Origin of the sequence: Eubacterium aggregans, from assembly GCF_900107815.1 — a bacterium.
Taxonomy (GTDB): Bacteria; Bacillota; Clostridia; order Eubacteriales; family Eubacteriaceae; genus Eubacterium_O; species Eubacterium_O aggregans.
In genome coordinates this window covers 1-15,230 of the sequence record NZ_FNRK01000035.1, presented here as the reverse complement: position 1 = coordinate 15,230, position 15,230 = coordinate 1, and the positions used below count along the sequence as shown (strand labels likewise).

17 protein-coding genes are annotated in these 15,230 nt (G+C 50.1%); 11 read left to right on the top strand and 6 right to left on the bottom strand.

From position 1 onward, the window contains the following. Window positions 1–203 (bottom strand): transposase (locus tag BLW33_RS13105; protein WP_143032651.1); only part of this gene is annotated, 203 nt, incomplete at its 3' end. Window positions 204–244: 41 nt separating this feature from the next. On the opposite strand from BLW33_RS13105, the gene BLW33_RS13100 reads away from it, so the two are divergent. Together BLW33_RS13100 and BLW33_RS13095 are read left to right on the top strand one after the other, a co-directional pair. Then, window positions 245–439 carry a DUF3793 family protein gene (locus tag BLW33_RS13100; RefSeq protein WP_341456160.1) on the top strand — a complete coding sequence of 65 codons (195 nt, stop codon included), beginning with the start codon at window positions 245–247 and terminating at the stop codon, window positions 437–439. 20 nt (window positions 440–459) lie between these two features. Further along, the gene (locus tag BLW33_RS13095; RefSeq protein ID WP_090309722.1) at window positions 460–885 is read left to right on the top strand and encodes a flavodoxin; all 426 of its coding nucleotides are present in this window, start codon (window positions 460–462) and stop codon (window positions 883–885) included. A gap of 80 nt (window positions 886–965) precedes the next feature. On the opposite strand, the gene BLW33_RS13090 is transcribed toward BLW33_RS13095, so the two are convergent. From BLW33_RS13090 to BLW33_RS13075, 4 genes are read right to left on the bottom strand one after another with little or no spacing between them, the layout of a single operon-like run. Beyond that, window positions 966–1,499: an FmdE family protein gene (locus tag BLW33_RS13090; protein WP_090309719.1), complete on the bottom strand. Its 534-nt coding sequence runs from the start codon at window positions 1,497–1,499 to the stop codon at window positions 966–968. Window positions 1,500–1,536: 37 nt separating this feature from the next. Further along, window positions 1,537–2,298, bottom strand: a complete 762-nt coding sequence (locus BLW33_RS13085; protein ID WP_090309716.1) for an ABC transporter ATP-binding protein — start codon at window positions 2,296–2,298, stop codon at window positions 1,537–1,539. Further along, window positions 2,291–3,370, bottom strand: coding sequence for a FecCD family ABC transporter permease (locus tag BLW33_RS13080; protein ID WP_090309714.1), 1,080 nt, complete (start codon window positions 3,368–3,370; stop codon window positions 2,291–2,293). The genes BLW33_RS13085 and BLW33_RS13080 overlap by 8 nt, the downstream gene beginning before the upstream one ends. Continuing rightward, the gene (locus BLW33_RS13075) at window positions 3,371–4,468 is read right to left on the bottom strand and encodes an ABC transporter substrate-binding protein (RefSeq protein ID WP_090309711.1); all 1,098 of its coding nucleotides are present in this window, start codon (window positions 4,466–4,468) and stop codon (window positions 3,371–3,373) included. A 426-nt stretch (window positions 4,469–4,894) separates the two neighbouring features. Here BLW33_RS13075 and BLW33_RS13070 point away from each other — a divergent pair, with 426 nt between their 5' ends. From BLW33_RS13070 to BLW33_RS13030, 9 genes are all read left to right on the top strand, one after another. Continuing rightward, window positions 4,895–7,435 (top strand): glycyl radical protein, encoded by a 2,541-nt coding sequence (locus BLW33_RS13070; RefSeq protein WP_090309709.1) that lies wholly within the window; start codon window positions 4,895–4,897, stop codon window positions 7,433–7,435. Window positions 7,436–7,438: 3 nt separating this feature from the next. Further along, window positions 7,439–8,383 carry a glycyl-radical enzyme activating protein gene (locus BLW33_RS13065; protein WP_176966738.1) on the top strand — a complete coding sequence of 315 codons (945 nt, stop codon included), beginning with the start codon at window positions 7,439–7,441 and terminating at the stop codon, window positions 8,381–8,383. Between the two features lie 196 nt (window positions 8,384–8,579). After that, complete coding sequence (locus tag BLW33_RS13060; RefSeq protein ID WP_090309703.1) at window positions 8,580–9,881, top strand: aldehyde dehydrogenase; 1,302 nt, start codon at window positions 8,580–8,582, stop codon at window positions 9,879–9,881. Between the two features lie 29 nt (window positions 9,882–9,910). After that, window positions 9,911–10,585 carry a sensor histidine kinase gene (locus BLW33_RS13055; RefSeq protein WP_090309700.1) on the top strand — a complete coding sequence of 225 codons (675 nt, stop codon included), beginning with the start codon at window positions 9,911–9,913 and terminating at the stop codon, window positions 10,583–10,585. Further along, complete coding sequence (locus tag BLW33_RS13050; RefSeq protein ID WP_090309696.1) at window positions 10,578–11,579, top strand: response regulator transcription factor; 1,002 nt, start codon at window positions 10,578–10,580, stop codon at window positions 11,577–11,579. The genes BLW33_RS13055 and BLW33_RS13050 overlap by 8 nt, the downstream gene beginning before the upstream one ends. Then, window positions 11,579–12,802 carry a methionine adenosyltransferase gene (metK, locus tag BLW33_RS13045; RefSeq protein ID WP_090309693.1) on the top strand — a complete coding sequence of 408 codons (1,224 nt, stop codon included), beginning with the start codon at window positions 11,579–11,581 and terminating at the stop codon, window positions 12,800–12,802. The genes BLW33_RS13050 and metK overlap by 1 nt, the downstream gene beginning before the upstream one ends. A 131-nt stretch (window positions 12,803–12,933) precedes the next feature. Beyond that, the gene (pduA, locus tag BLW33_RS13040) at window positions 12,934–13,209 is read left to right on the top strand and encodes a propanediol utilization microcompartment protein PduA (protein ID WP_207647844.1); all 276 of its coding nucleotides are present in this window, start codon (window positions 12,934–12,936) and stop codon (window positions 13,207–13,209) included. 18 nt (window positions 13,210–13,227) lie between these two features. Further along, window positions 13,228–14,013 (top strand): propanediol utilization microcompartment protein PduB, encoded by a 786-nt coding sequence (gene pduB, locus BLW33_RS13035; protein WP_090309687.1) that lies wholly within the window; start codon window positions 13,228–13,230, stop codon window positions 14,011–14,013. A gap of 189 nt (window positions 14,014–14,202) precedes the next feature. Further along, complete coding sequence (locus tag BLW33_RS13030; RefSeq protein ID WP_090309684.1) at window positions 14,203–14,913, top strand: DUF4037 domain-containing protein; 711 nt, start codon at window positions 14,203–14,205, stop codon at window positions 14,911–14,913. Here BLW33_RS13030 and BLW33_RS13025 read toward each other — a convergent pair. Further along, window positions 14,876–15,230 (bottom strand): integrase core domain-containing protein (locus BLW33_RS13025; protein ID WP_143032650.1); only part of this gene is annotated, 355 nt, incomplete at its 5' end. The two genes, BLW33_RS13030 and BLW33_RS13025, sit on opposite strands and share 38 nt — an antisense overlap.

Sequence of the window (15,230 nt, the reverse complement as noted above, 5' to 3'; positions counted from 1 at the left end):
TCCTCGGTCAGTGACATGGCGCTTGTTGGCGTCTGTGAACCTGGCCCCAGGTCTAACTTACCGAGTCGGCAGGATCTCATCCAAGAATACAATGTATTCTTGGGAATGCCGAGTTCCTTAGCTGCCTTAGACTGACCAATTTCTTTTCCCAGCTTCACGGCCTGTATCTTATATTCTGGATCATATTGTCTATTCTTTGCCATTTTTTCGTCTCCTCCTGACTCTTTGATTAGCTTAAATCCTTGTGAATCAGTTGTCAACTAAAACTATACAATATCAATGTTTTAAATGCGTGGGATGCTGGAAGGTGTATGGCGATGAAGAAAAAGCAAAGCAGATCTTTTGCCGCTATCAGAAATGCACCGATATCCTTTGCTCGCGATGGGCCAAGGGCGCGAGCATTGAAGAACTGGCTGTTGTCGCAAAAGAATCAGATTAAATCAGAAAGAGGTAAAAAACATGAGTAAAATTGCAGTGGTTTATTGGAGTGGAACGGGAAATACGGAAGTGATGGCAAACGCAGTGGCCAAAGGCATTGTGGAAAAAGGGTCGGAGGCCGTGGTACTGACCCCCGATGGATTTGATGAAGGGATGATTGATGGCTTCGATGGGATTGCCTTTGGATGTCCGGCCATGGGAGCAGAGGTTTTGGAGGAAAGTGAATTTGAGCCGATGTTCGAAGCCTGCCAATCGAAGCTAACCGGGAAACCCATCGCCTTATTTGGCTCTTATGGCTGGGGTGACGGCGAATGGATGCGCAGCTGGGAGGAATCCTGTGAAGATGCGGGGATTAATCTGGTCTGTGACAGTGTCATCTGCGTGGAAGGGCCAGACGTTGCGGCTCTGGAATCCTGTAAGGAATTAGGGGCGGAGCTGGTGGCTTAGTACAAGATTACAGCCATCAGGTTGGCATGAAGATCAGGGAGCAATGTCCTTGTTGAGGATTATTGCTCCCTTTAGGCCATCTAAACATTAAAGCGATCGTAGTGGGAGTAGCAATCCACGCATAGTTTTTTTTCCCCAACAAGCCGAACCCAATGGGCACCGGCGGTTTCACCGCAGCAGTCACAGACATAGGAGTCAAAGATGCGTGCCTGCTCTGGCAGTAAGAGGGTGGTTTCCTTGACGTCGAACATGGCTGCGGGTTCCAGTTCCTGGTAATATTCAAAGGATTCTTCCCGGGTCATTCCCTTTGGTTTTTCCCTGAGCACTAAGCGTAGGGATTCTCCGGTCCCCCGATTGTAAAAGGAAAAGGCTTGCTTGCCCGTCATGTGGAAAAGAAGATTCCCTTTTCCAATGCTGCACCCCAAAATGACCTGGATGGCATCGACGCCGCAGGCATCATTTTCTGAAATACAAACGACCTCTTCATCTCTTGAAAAATCCAGCTGCAGAAGGTCGATGGCGTATAAGGCTGCTTTGTAGCCGATGGTTAAGCCACCGCACTCGTGGCCATGGAATGTGACGCACACATTCCAAAGTTCTTTTTGATGATCCATTTATTGATCCTCCATTCTTTCTCCCCCTAAGGGGGCTTTACTTCTTGAGGGGTATGATGATTTTCATCCCCTTGTGTTCAATAATATCCACAGCCATAGCGTAAACATCCTCTATGATTTGTGGTGTTATGATTTCAATTCCGCCATTGGCATAGACCTTGGTATCTTTGATGAATAAAAAGCGGTCACAATAACGCAGGGCCAGATTGAGGTCATGGATGACGATGACCGCTCCGATTTTCTGGGTATCTACGATGCGCTTCACCATCCCCAGCATTTCGTGTTGATTTTTGGGGTCCAAGCTGCTGGTGGGTTCGTCCAATAAAAGAAACTTTGGCTCTTGGGCCATGGCACGGGCAAGAATGACTTTTTGCCGCTCACCCCCGGAGAGCTCATCCATATACCGAGCAGCGTATTTTTCCAGGCCGAATGCTTCGATGATCCCCTGTACGATTTCTTTATCCTTTGAGGTAATATCCCATTTGATATAGGGTCTGCGTCCCAGGAGTATGGTGTCAAAAACCATGGTGTGTGTGGGCTCACTGTTCTGTGGGACATAGGCAATCTTTTGTGCCATTTGGCGACGATTCATTTGCGCGATGTTTTCACCGTCGAGAGATACCGTCCCCTGTGTTGCATGGTGGATGCGATTGATACATTTGAGCAGGGTGCTTTTTCCCGCTCCATTGTTTCCTAGGATTGCGGTACAATGCCCATGTTCAATTTTTAAATTGATATCCTCAAGGGTTTTTAAGGGGGTACCCTCGTAGGAAAAATCCAGTTTTTTAATGTCAATCATGGTGCCCAGCTCCTTTCAATAGAAGAAAAAGGAAGGCGGGGGCCCCTAAAAATGAGGTAATGGCCCCAACGGGCAGAATAACCGGTGCGATGATGAGACGGCCAAAGGTATCCGCAAGTAAAAGGACAAGGGCCCCTGCGGCAGCGGATCCAGGAATGAGATAGCGGTAGTCATCCCCTACGAATCGTCGCATCATATGCGGTGCGACTAAACCGATAAAGCTGATGATTCCCACAAAGGCAACGGCGACAGCCGCTGTTAATGAACAAATTGCCATGCTGACGAGCATAATCCTGCGTGTATCGACCCCCAGGCTTTTAGCCGTGTCAATCCCGCTGCACATGGCATTGTAGTTCCATCGGTTCAGCATAAAAAAAACGAAGGCGATTAAGAATACCAGGGCCAGAATGACTATCTGTTTCCAGCTGGCGCTGCCTAAATTACCAAAGGTCCAAAAAACAACAGCACTGAGCTTGGTTTCATCGGCAAAGTATTGGAGCAGCGTACTCCCTCCGGTAAAGAGGGAACTCAAGGCGACGCCGGCTAAAACCAATCCACCGGGCCCAAGGTTTTTTCGGGCCCGGGACAGAAGGATGACAATGGCCGTTGATAATGAACCGAATACAAAGGCACAGAGTGTGACGATGTATGGATTGTTCACTTCAATTGCAACATTGGCAGATCCTGAATTAACGACGCCCCCGCCAAAGACAATAATTCCCAGGGCAGCGCCAAAGGCAGCACCTTGGGATACACCCAGGGTGGATGCGGATGCCAAGGGGTTGTGGAGGACACACTGCATGACCACGCCGGAAAGGGCCAGGGCGGCCCCCACCAGTATTGCCGCCAGCACCCGGGGAAGCCGGATACCCAGCACAACAGTATTTAACGGCGGGGTCCCTTTACCGATGAGGGTCTGCATGACTTCTGAAAAGGTAAGGCTCATGGAGCCCGACATCATGGCGAAGACAGCAATGCCGAGGACGGCCAGCGTAATGATGAAAAGGGACATCCGTTTTCGGGTGATATGGCCTTCATAGCTCTGGGCTCTTCCTTTATGAAGCATCGCCATTTAATGCTGTCCAAAGTCTACGGCGCCATAACCTGCACCATAATCATTTAACACGGACATATAGTCCTCTACCCCAAGGAAGAATTTGAAAATCTCATTGGATTTTTTTGTCAGGTCAACATCGGTGAATTTTTCTGGGTACAGAATGCTCCCCACAAAGTAGCCATTGGCCAGTGGGATTTCGACGTTGGAGAAATAGCTGGTCGAACTGGGGTATTGATAGATTTTGTTGTCTTGGTAGGATTTGAGCTGGGCGTAGAAATCCGGATTGGCCTGGACATCTTTTTTTACCAGGGCAACGCCGCCATAATCACAGAAGATGACATCGGGATTCCAGGCAAGGATTTGTTCCTTATCCACCTCCACTGTCGCCGCCTTCCCCGTTGCACTTGCCGCTGCAATATTATTGGCATTAACGGCAGTCAGTACCGGATCATCTAAGCGGACGCCCTCGATACCGTGGGCCCCTTTAAAGGTGGCTGCTGCAGATAATACCCGGGGCTTTTCCTCCTGTGGAATATCTGCGGTTCGTTTGTTTAAATCGGCAAGGGTATCGTTGATATAGGCAATGACTTCCGTTGCCCGCTTTTCTGCACCACACACCTCTCCTAAAATACGGAGGGATTCGGCATAATCCTCACCAAAGAGCGTTCCTTGCCCCACGGCAATGACTGGAAGGCCTGTTTTCTCCGAAAGGTCATTCACCATATCTTCAGTATAAGTACATAAAATGACATCAGGATTGGCCGCAATGATTTCCTCTGGGTAATAGTCCGTATTCCCCATGGCATCGGTTCCGACCTTTGGAAGGTCCTTCCATTGATCCTTGTTGACGTAAGCGTAGGCCGTCAGGGGGCTGATCGTATCGGCATCCATCCCACCATAGGCGACAACCTTATCCGCCAGGCCTAAATAGGTTATCATCCGGGGCGTATTTCCCAAGGGAACGATGCGTTCAACGGTTACCGGTATTTCCACGCTCCTCCCCAGGGCGTCCGTCACCGTACGGGTTTCTCCAGTGCTTCCGGGCTTTTGCCCGCAGCCACACACCAGCGCCGCAAGCAGCAGTGCGACAATAATACAGATTCTCTTTTTCAATAGATTCTCTCCTCTCTCTAGTGACTAACCTTACTATACAATAAAGGAAGTAACCATGAAAGCCGGGGTGGGGGATAAAATCTATCCTTGCCAGCATCCCGAAAATCTGGTATACTACACCCAATCAAAACGAAAAACGGAAGAGGCCTGGGTACATGGGCCGACTGCTCCACCGCAACTGTGAAAGTCAGATACGTGTTTTGATAGTTTCGTGTGGAAGCAGCTTTAAAGATAAATTCGGCGCTTCCGCATTTTGCGGAGGCGTTTTCTTTTTTTGAAGGTGTCCCAAAGAGGTTTCAATTTTACATCATTCAGGTTTGGGATGTGTTCACGGTTTCCTGAGAAGTCCTTTATAATGAGTTCTAGGAATCACTTGATCGGGCAATGGTCAATTGTTTACAATTCAAAATTTTAGGGAGGCTTATTATGATAGCTAAAGGATTTTCGGAACCGACAGATCGGGTCAAACGACTTAAAAAAATGATCGTGGATGCCGTGCCCCAGGTAGAGGCAGAACGGGCGACGCTGGTCACCCAGGCCTATCAAGAAAATGAAGATAAATCACCCATTATGCGTCGGGCAAAGGTGTGTGAAGCCATTTTTAACAATATCCCCGTGGCCATCCGGGACGATGAGCTCATCGTTGGGGCACTCACCAAGAATGTTCGATCCTGTCAGATTTCACCGGAATTTTCCTACGATTGGGTTGCCGCTGAATTTGACACCATGGCCACCCGGATGTGCGATCCCTTTGTTATTCCCCAGGATGTTAAGCTGGAATTAACCGAAGCCTTTAAATATTGGCCAGGGCGGACCACCAGTGACTATGCCGCGTCTCTGATGTCCGAAGAAGCCAAGGCCTGTCAAGCGGCTGGCGTGTTTACGGTGGGAAATTACTTCTACGGTGGTGTCGGCCATGTCTGTGTGGACTACGGCAAGGTACTCGATATTGGGTTTACCGGGATCATCCGGGAAGCGGCGCAAGCCAAAGCGAAGATGGATCGCAGCGATCCGGAATACATTAAGAAGTCAGAATTCTACGATGCGGTCATTATCACCTATACCGCAGCCATTAATTTTGCCCATCGTTATGCCCAGAAGGCGCTGGAGCTGGCCCAGGTGGAAATGAACCCCACCCGGAAGGCAGAGCTCCTTCAAATTGCGAAGAACTGCGCCAATGTTCCAGAAAAACCAGCCGCTAACTTCTATGAAGCATGTCAAGCCTTCTGGTTTGTCCAACTGATTATGCAGCTGGAATCTTCTGGACACTCCATCTCCCCGGGACGCTTTGATCAATATATGTATCCCCATTATACTGCGGATCAAGAAATCGCTCCAGAATTTGCCCAGGAACTCATTGACTGTATCTGGATTAAATTCAATGACATTAATAAAACCCGGGACGACATTTCAGACCAGGCCTTCGCCGGCTATGCCGTCTTCCAGAATATCGGTGTTGGCGGACAGGACAGTAAGGGCGTGGATGCTACCAATGAGATCTCCTACATGTGCATGGAAGCAGCTTCCCATGTCAAGCTGCCCGCACCGTCCTTCTCCATTCGCTGGCACGAAGGCACACCCGATGAATTCTTATACCGTGCCTGTGAGGTTGCCCGGGAAGGGACAGGTGTCCCCGCCATGTATAATGACGAAGCCATTATCCCGGCCATGCTTAATCGTGGTGTGTCCTTAGAGGATGCCCGGAATTACTGCATTATCGGCTGTGTAGAGCCCCAAGCCCCCCACAAGACAGAGGGCTGGCATGATGCGGCATTCTTTAACATTGCCAAGGTTCTGGATATTACCCTGAACAACGGGATGTGCGAGGGCAAACAGCTCGGCCCCCAAACCGGAGATATCACCACCTTTAAATCCATTGAAGATTTCTTTGACGCCTATCAGAGGCAGATGGAATACTTCGTTTTCTATTTGGCTGAATCCGACAATTGCGTGGACTACGCCCATATGGAAATGTGTCCCCTGCCCTTTGAATCCGCTCTGGTGGATGACTGTATCGCCCGGGGTAAATCCGTCCAGGAAGGCGGCGCCATCTATAACTTTACCGGACCCCAGGCCTTTGGGGTGGCAGATAATGCAGACTCCATGTACGCCATTGAAAAGAATGTCTTTTTGGATAAGAAGATTACCTTGGAAGAGCTCCAGGATGCCCTTAAAAATAACTTCGGGGAAGCCGTTGGAGCCACTGGAGAACCCGGCTGCGTGAGCACCGCTGGGGATAAGAGTGCGATGGAACAAAAGGTATACGATGTGGTTCGCCAGGTTCTGGCAGCCAGTGGCTCTGTAGACCTGAACACCCTTGATTTAGGCGGTGCTTCAGCACCGACCTGCGCGGGTAACACCAGCCGTTATGCTCAGATTCGTCAGCTTCTCATGAACAGCCCCCACTTCGGGAACGATGAAGATTGCGTCGATATGATGGGTAAACGCTGCGCCAGCATCTATTCTGACGAAGTCGAAAAATACACCAATCCCCGGGGCGGACAGTTCCAGGCTGGCTGCTACCCCGTATCCGCTAACGTCCTTTTTGGGAAGGATGTTGGTGCACTGCCGGATGGCCGTTTGGCCAAGCAGCCCTTGGCCGATGGGGTTTCCCCACGCCAAGGCATGGATACCGATGGCCCCACCGCGGCTGCCTGCTCCGTTGCCAAGCTTGACCATGAAAAGTTCTCCAATGGGACCCTGTACAATCAGAAATTCCTGCCTACCGCTGTGGCTGGAGACGAAGGGATTAAAAACTTTGCCGCCGTCGTTCGAACCTACTTCCAGCGTAAGGGGATGCACGTCCAGTTCAACGTCATCGATAAGGATACCTTAATCGATGCCCAGAAGCACCCGGAAAATTATAAAGACCTGGTGGTCCGCGTCGCTGGCTACAGCGCACAGTGGACGGTCTTAGCTAAAGAAGTCCAGGACGATATCATCAGCCGTACGGAACAAGAATTTTAGAAGATGAAACGGAGGTCGACTGTTTTGAACGTCAACGTCGATTATGAAAAAGAGGGAGTCGTCTTTAACATACAGCGATTTTCGTTAAATGACGGTCCGGGAATTCGCACCATTCTGTTTTTAAAGGGGTGTCCCCTGTCCTGTTTGTGGTGCAGTAACCCCGAATCCCAGAAGATTCGTCCGGTGACCTTGTATGACGTTAAAAAATGTATCCATTGCGGCAGGTGCTTAGGCATCTGCCCCCATGGGGCTTTAGGTCCGCAGTTTCCCACCTTTATCGATTATGAGCGGTGTGTGGGCTGCGGGGAATGTGAAGCCGTCTGTCCGGCAGGAGCCCTGGTGCGCAAGGGTAAACCCATGACCATTCAACAGATCATCCGGGAGCTTAAGAAGGATGCTCCCACCTACAGGAATTCCGGCGGGGGAATCACCCTGTCCGGAGGCGAGCCCTTGACCCAATTTGAATTTAGTGCGGAGGTTTTTAAGGCCTGCCAGTACCAAGGGTGGCATACCGCCATGGAAACTACGGGCTATACCTTTAATGAAAAAGCCCTGGAGATGGTTTTTAAATATGTTGATTTGGCCTTACTGGACATTAAGTGCATTGATGAAGGGACCCATGTAAAGTACACGGGTGTCAGCAATGAAATCATTTTGCACAATGCAAAGAAGATCAGCCAGATGACAGAAACAATTGTTCGGGTCCCAACCATCCCTGGATTTAATGCCAGTCCAGAGGAAATGACCCGGATTTGTGAATTTACAAAGACACTGACTGGTGTGAAGATGATCCATCTATTGCCCTACCATGCCCTTGGCTCCAATAAGTACGCCATGATGGGAAGACCCTATGAAATGGAAGGGGTTAAGCCACCAGAAAAGGAATTAATGAACACCTTAAAAACAGTGGTCGAAAGCCATGGACTGAGTTGTAAAATTGGTGGCTAAGACCATCATCATACGGTACAGGAAATATATATTTTAATATATTTCATATATAAACAGGGAAGATGGCCGCTTGGCGGGAGTTATGTAGGATATAACGCACCCCAGCACGTTATCTAAAGCTTCCTGTTTTGATCTCAGAAGGGTACCTGTTTTAAAGCTTCAGGGACTCGCTTTTGTATAGGAGGAGGGATAGATTATGGATTCACCGGTGAATCAGGCGGTTCAGCTGGCCCGTAAGGCTTACACAGCCTATGCCGGGAAGAAGCTGGCGCGCCGGGAAGAAATTGTACAGACCATCCGTTTAGCACTACTGCCTGAGGCCATCAGAATTGCTGAAATGACCTTTCAGGAAACCGGCGTTGGGGTGGTGACGGACAAGGTTGAAAAGATTCACCTGGCCATCAGCCAAACACCAGGCATCGAGGATTTACCCACCGAGGTAAACACCACCGATGATGGGATGACCCTTTACGAATTATCACCCTATGGCGTGGTGTGCGCCGTTCATCCCTATAATAACCCCATTGCCACGCTGATTAATGTGACCATCAGTGCGCTGGCAGCCGGGAATGCGGTCATCCACTGCCCCCACTGCCGAGCGCAAAAAACATCGGCCTATGTGGTGGAGCGGATGAATGAAGCCATCAAAAAAGTCTCGGGAATCGATCATTTGGTGGGGATTCTGGAGGAAAGCTCCCAGGCTGCCCGTCATGAAATCATGGCCCATCCCGATGTGGACTGTATCATCATTACCGGCTCCGATACCGCCATTAGTGGTGCCATGCGGGCCGATAAAAAAGTTATTGGGGCAGGACCGGCCAATCCGCCGGTAATCATCGATAGCTCTGCCGATATTCTTTGCGCGGCAGAGGACATTGTCAATAGCGCCTCCTTTGATAACAATATGCTCTGTGTGACTGAGGAAGCCATTGTCGTCGTCGATGCGGTGGCGGATGCCTTTATCTCCCAGATGCAGTATCAGGGGGCTTTGTACTTAGATGATATGAATGATATTTTAAAGCTGACGGGTACCATTTTGGATGAGGATTTAAAGCCCAAGAAGATTTTTTGCGGGCGGACCGCAGAGGAGATACTGGCCACGGCAGGACTTCAAGGAAATGGGGAAACCCGGCTCATCATTGTCGAGACCATTAAAGAGCATCCTCTAGCCATCCATGAAATGCTCATGCCGGTGGTGCCCATCATAAGGGTGAAGGATTTTGATGAAGCGATGGAGGCCGCCCTTTTCATCGAACAGGGCTACCACCATACTGCGGTGATCCATTCTCAGAACATCGCGCATCTCAATTATGCAGCCCGGGTGATGGGAACGGCCATTTTTCTAAAGAATGGTCCGGCCTATGCTGGAATTGGCTATAAAAATGCAGGGGGCTGCAGCTTCTCCGTGGCCACACGCACCGGGGAAGGAACAGTAACCGCCCGTCATTTAGCACGGCGCAGGCGCTGTACCTTAATGAGCGCCTTCATCCTTCGGTAGACAGTGATTAGAAAGAGGTTGCTTTGGAGATGGCTCAGGATACTTTAAAAAAAAGTCAACAGGATGTCCTCAATTTAAAAAAAAAGAAGGGACAGGAGGAAGGGTCCCTGGAGGAACGGTTGAATATGCACTTTTTATTCAACAGCCTGACCTCTGTGGCTAATTTGTCCATTCTTGAAGGGGCCGTCCAAACCAATGAGATGGTGACCCTTTTGGCAGAATTCTTACGCAACAGCTTTTTCTATCGCAACGACTATTGGACGGTGGAGCGGGAGGTTGCCAATATTGAATGCTACCTCCGGATTCAATCGGTTCGGTTTGGAGCGCGCATCACCTACCATCTGGACGTCTCCCGAAGGATTTGGGAGGCACCAGTTCCGGCGTTAATGCTTGTTCCCTTTATAGAATATGCCGTCGATCGCAGTATTAACAACCATAAAGAGGGGGGCACCCTCTGGCTAAAGGGCGAGCGGGAAGGGACATCCATCATCTTCACCATAAAAGATATTAGCAACAAGGCTGATGCCGGGGATGAAATGCCCCATAAAAAGCTGAGGAGCAGCTACTCCCTGGAAAAAAATATAGCTGAGATGAAGACAGGCCTCACCCGGGAATACGGGAAATGCTTAGAAATTGAGGAAATACCCCTCGATCAGGGGGGAGAGACAATCCTCCGGCTTCCGTGGCAGGGCACCGATGTATAAGATTCTCGTTGTCGATGACGAAGCTCTGATGGTGGCCGCCCTGGAGCAGATGATTGCCATGATTGATGGCTTTATGGTCTGTGCCACCGCCAGAAACGGTCTGGAAGCCATTGAAGCCCGGGAAAAATACGATCCGGATATCATCATTATGGATGTGATTATGCCCGATATGAATGGAATTGCTGCGGGCAAGGCCATCCGGAAGGTGGATCCCCAGGTCGCCATCTATCTGATTTCCGCCTATAATGAATTTGATTATGCCAAGGAAGCCATCAAAATCAAGGTGTCCGACTATTTGTTAAAACCCTTATCCTTTACGGTGGTTAAACGGGTACTGGAAGAATATCGGGGCTTAAACAAGCAGCGGGATGCCACCTTTGAGGAGATTTGCAGTATTTTGGAAACCCGGGATTATAAAACCATGTATTACAAGCTGCCGGACATCGTGAAAAGCATTATGGAGGAATCCTGGGACAGCGCCGAGGAAATCATTGATTATTACTACACGATTGAAACCAAGCTCATCAGGACCTATGGGTGCAGTCAGTCCACCAGCTATATTAATAAGCCCACCGGGGAAAAGCCTCCCATGGCAAAATGGCTTTCCTTTAGGCTTTATGCCATGATGGATTTGATCCTGCGGACCAAGGCGATGACCGACTACCCCGTTATGGAAAAGGTTTTTTTCTGCATCGATACCCATTTGGAGGAAAATATCGGTCTTAAGGAGGTTAAAACCTACTGTGATTTAAGCCAGGGATACTTAAGCCGCTTATTCAAACGGACCCTCGGAATTTCCGTAATGGACTATATCCACCTTTGCCATATGATGTATGCCAAATGGCTGTTCTGTACCCAGGGCATGAGCGTGATTGATGTGGCCTATAAGCTGTCCTACAACGAAAGCAGCTATTTCAGTAAAATTTTCAAAAAATATGAGCACATGACAGTTTCAGAATATAAGAAGAAGATACCAGGAAGTGGTGATGAATAATGGAAAAAAGGCGAATAACTGCTGAATCAGTAACGGAAGGACACCCGGATAAGCTCTGTGACCAAATATCTGACAGTATTCTGGATGCCTGCCTTGGGCAAGACCCCGAATCCAGAGTAGCCGTGGAGACCATGGTGTCCAAGGGCACCGTCCTCATCGCTGGGGAAACGGCAACCCAGGCGGTCATCAACCCGGTGGACATCGCCAGGGAAGTCATAAAGGATATCGGCTATACCTCCGAGGCGGTGGGGATGGATGGGAATACCTGTCTCATCCTCACCAATATTCACAGTCAGTCTGCGGATATTGCCCTGGGGGTGGACCGGGGGGAAAGCGTGGAGCTGCCCCACTGGATTCCCGGGAAGAAGCGGTGCTGCTGGAAAGCCCCTGAAAACCTGGGAAGCCAGGAGATTAAACGGCACCTGGGCGCAGGGGATCAGGGGATGATGATTGGCTATGCTACAGCGGAAACCCCGGAGTATATGCCCATGCCCTATGTGCTGGCCACCCAGCTGGCAAGACGCCTGTCGCAGGTACGGAAAAAGGGTATATTGCCCTGGCTGTGCCCCGATGGCAAATCCCAGGTCACCATGGTCTACAATGAACTGGGGCAGCCCGAGCGGATCGAAAGCATCGTCTTGTCTGCCCAGCACGACGAGGGTGTGGATTTGATGGACATTAAGCTGGAGCTGATGAAGCATGTCATTCAACCGGTGATCGATCCATCCCTGATTACCGTGGATACCCGATTCCAGATCAACCCCACAGGACGGTTTGTCATCGGTGGGCCCCTGGGGGATACCGGTGTCACCGGGCGTAAGCTCATGGTGGACACCTATGGCAGCGTAGCCCATCACGGCGGTGGTGCCTTTTCTGGAAAAGACCCCACCAAGGTGGACCGCTCCGGAGCCTATATGGCCCGGTACATTGCCAAGAATATTGTGGCCGTGGGCTTAGCAACGCGTTGTGAGGTTTCCCTGGCCTACGCCATCGGACAGGAGGAGCCGGAGATGATCGAATGTGACACCTTCGGAACCGCAACACAAGGAGAAAGCGCATTACTGGAACGGCTAAAGGCGGAATGCTCCTTTGCTGTGTCGGATATTATCGAGGGTTTGAATTTAAGACGCCCCATTTATAAAAATACAGCGGCCTATGGCCACTTTGGGCGGGAGGCCTTCCCCTGGGAAGAGGTCGATGGTTTTGCCGCTGTCCGGAAATAGCCGGACCCTTACATTAAAATGTGGAATCCGAATCACGAAATACAAGTGAGATCCATAACATTGCCCGATGTTCAAAATCGGATTCTGGACTATAGATTGTGTTAAATACCAACAGAAAGAGGAAGAAGCTTATGATGAATGAAGCTTTAGGTATGATTGAAACCAAGGGCCTTGTGGGCTGTATTGAGGCCGCTGATGCCATGGTCAAATCCGCCAATGTTGAACTCACCGGATACGAGAAAATCGGCTCCGGCCTGGTCACCGTTATGGTGCGTGGTGATGTGGGAGCGGTTAAAGCCGCTGTGGATGCCGGTGCGGCAGCAGCGGATAAGGTGGGACAGGTAGTATCCGTCCACGTTATTCCAAGACCCCATCCGGATGTGGAAAAAATGCTGCCAAGCTTTTAGAATGAGAGGTAACGACGAATGAAAACTGATTTGATGAATCAATTAATGGCGGAAGTGATGAAGAAAATGGAAGAAGTGGAAGAAACCAGCACCTGTGCCGCCACGACGGGGGTCTGTGGGTTAACGGAATTTGTGGGTACGGCCATTGGTGATACCATTGGCTTCGTCATCGCCAATGTGGACGCCAGCCTCCATGAAGCCATGAAGATTGATCCAAAATACCGTTCGATTGGGATATTATCCGCCCGAACAGGTGCTGGTCCCCAGGTTTTTGCAGCCGATGAAGCCGTCAAGGCCACTAACACCGAGCTGGTTATTTGTGAATTCGCCCGGGATACCAAGGGTGGTGCTGGTCACGGCTCACTGTTAATCTTTGGCGCTGAAGATGTGTCAGATGCTAAGCGTGCCGTCGAGGTGGCTCTGGCGGATTTAAACCGGACCTTTGGGGATGTGTATGGCAATGATGCCGGCCACTTGGAATTCCAATATACGGCCCGGGCCTCCTTTGCCTGTAATATGGTCTTTGGGGCTCCCATCGGTAAGGCCTTTGCTATCATCGTCGGGGCACCTGCCGGCATCGGCGTGCTTATGAGCGATGGCGCGCTCAAGGCCGCCAATGTAGAGCTTATCGGATTCGCTTCTCCGGATAACGGTGGCACGAAGTACTCCAACGAAGCCATCATCTTCGTCTGTGGGGATGCCGGTGCGGTCAGACAGGCCGTTTATGCAGCCCGGGAAATCGGCAAGCAGGCCCTGGAAGCCCTGGGCGGACCTTGCCCATCAAGTACCACGCCTTATATCTAAGGCTTTACGCGGTTCAGGGCTGCACTGTCAATGCGTTCCCTGGGAAATATCTTTTACTATCTAATGTTTTGGTTTGAATAATTAAATTGTTACGAATATTGTTTGTTACTATTGTTACTATTGTTACTAAAGCATACGCCCTGTTGACCCTGCGTCTCAGGGCGTATCTTAAAAGAAGGATAAAAGAAAATGACAGGTCAGGAACAAGCAAAAGAATATTATGAAAAATGTGGCCGGGCCACCCTCTCCCAACAGTTTCCAGAATGCTGGGAGAGGGTGGCTGTGGGCCTCGTTGGAGAAGGCTCAGAATGCTTCGGCTATGACGATGCCATCTCCCAGGACCATGATTTCGGTGGGGGATTCTGTCTTTGGCTAATCCCAGAAGATTATGAGAAATATGGGAAGGCCATGGAAGTGGCCTATAGGGCCCTGCCCCAAATGGTGGGGGATATAAAAAAAAGACCCCATAGCCCCATGGGGGGCGATCGTGTTGGGGTATGGTCTATTCCAGCTTTTTATCGAAGCTGTATTGGGTATTCAGGGCCTCCCCCTAACAATCGAGCCTGGATGGCGATCCCGGATTATCGGCTGGCCACCGCCACCAACGGGATTCTGTGGGTGGACCCGGAAGGGGAATTCTCAAGAATCCGGGAGGCCTTGCTTAAAGGCTACCCCGAGGATGTGTGGCTTCGAAAGCTGGCAGGAGAAATCCATGCAATGTCCCAAACCGGGCAGTATAATTACGCTCGATGTATGCAGCGGGGAGATGCCGTCACCGCGGCCATCTGTCTGTCTGAATTCGCCCAGGCGGCCATGAGGACTGGAATTGTCAATAAAAGTTTAGTCGCACCGGCAAGGAAAATCAAGCAGCAACAGCACAGTGGTAAAGTGCCCGCTTAGAGAGCGGCGGGAGACCATCGTTGGTGCTGTAAATCCGACGATGATTATAGTATTGGATATATCTAAAGATAATCGTCTTGACCATGTCCTGGGTCATCTTCATCGTATCAATACGATAAAGTTTTTCTTTCTTGAGCGTTGCGAAAAAGCTCTCCATCCGGGCGTTATCATAGCATCGACCAACACTGCTCATACTTTGGATTGCGCCCTTTGCAGCCAATGCGGTTCGGAAGGCTGTGCTTGTAAATTGCGACCCACGATCCGAGTGAAGGATCATGCCTGAAGCACTATAAGTATAGCAAGCGTTTTTAAAGGCT

Excerpts from the sequence above, each read along its gene's own strand:
- BLW33_RS13095 (WP_090309722.1), top strand. The coding sequence starts at position 460 with ATGAGTAAAATTGCAGTGGTTTATTGGAGTGGAACGGGAAATACGGAA.
- BLW33_RS13090 (WP_090309719.1), bottom strand. The coding sequence starts at position 1,499 with ATGGATCATCAAAAAGAACTTTGGAATGTGTGCGTCACATTCCATGGC.
- BLW33_RS13085 (WP_090309716.1), bottom strand. The coding sequence starts at position 2,298 with ATGATTGACATTAAAAAACTGGATTTTTCCTACGAGGGTACCCCCTTA.
- BLW33_RS13080 (WP_090309714.1), bottom strand. The coding sequence starts at position 3,370 with ATGGCGATGCTTCATAAAGGAAGAGCCCAGAGCTATGAAGGCCATATC.
- BLW33_RS13070 (WP_090309709.1), top strand. The coding sequence starts at position 4,895 with ATGATAGCTAAAGGATTTTCGGAACCGACAGATCGGGTCAAACGACTT.
- BLW33_RS13065 (WP_176966738.1), top strand. The coding sequence starts at position 7,439 with ATGAAACGGAGGTCGACTGTTTTGAACGTCAACGTCGATTATGAAAAA.
- BLW33_RS13060 (WP_090309703.1), top strand. The coding sequence starts at position 8,580 with ATGGATTCACCGGTGAATCAGGCGGTTCAGCTGGCCCGTAAGGCTTAC.
- BLW33_RS13055 (WP_090309700.1), top strand. The coding sequence starts at position 9,911 with ATGGCTCAGGATACTTTAAAAAAAAGTCAACAGGATGTCCTCAATTTA.
- BLW33_RS13050 (WP_090309696.1), top strand. The coding sequence starts at position 10,578 with ATGTATAAGATTCTCGTTGTCGATGACGAAGCTCTGATGGTGGCCGCC.
- metK (WP_090309693.1), top strand. The coding sequence starts at position 11,579 with ATGGAAAAAAGGCGAATAACTGCTGAATCAGTAACGGAAGGACACCCG.
- pduA (WP_207647844.1), top strand. The coding sequence starts at position 12,934 with ATGATGAATGAAGCTTTAGGTATGATTGAAACCAAGGGCCTTGTGGGC.
- pduB (WP_090309687.1), top strand. The coding sequence starts at position 13,228 with ATGAAAACTGATTTGATGAATCAATTAATGGCGGAAGTGATGAAGAAA.
- BLW33_RS13030 (WP_090309684.1), top strand. The coding sequence starts at position 14,203 with ATGACAGGTCAGGAACAAGCAAAAGAATATTATGAAAAATGTGGCCGG.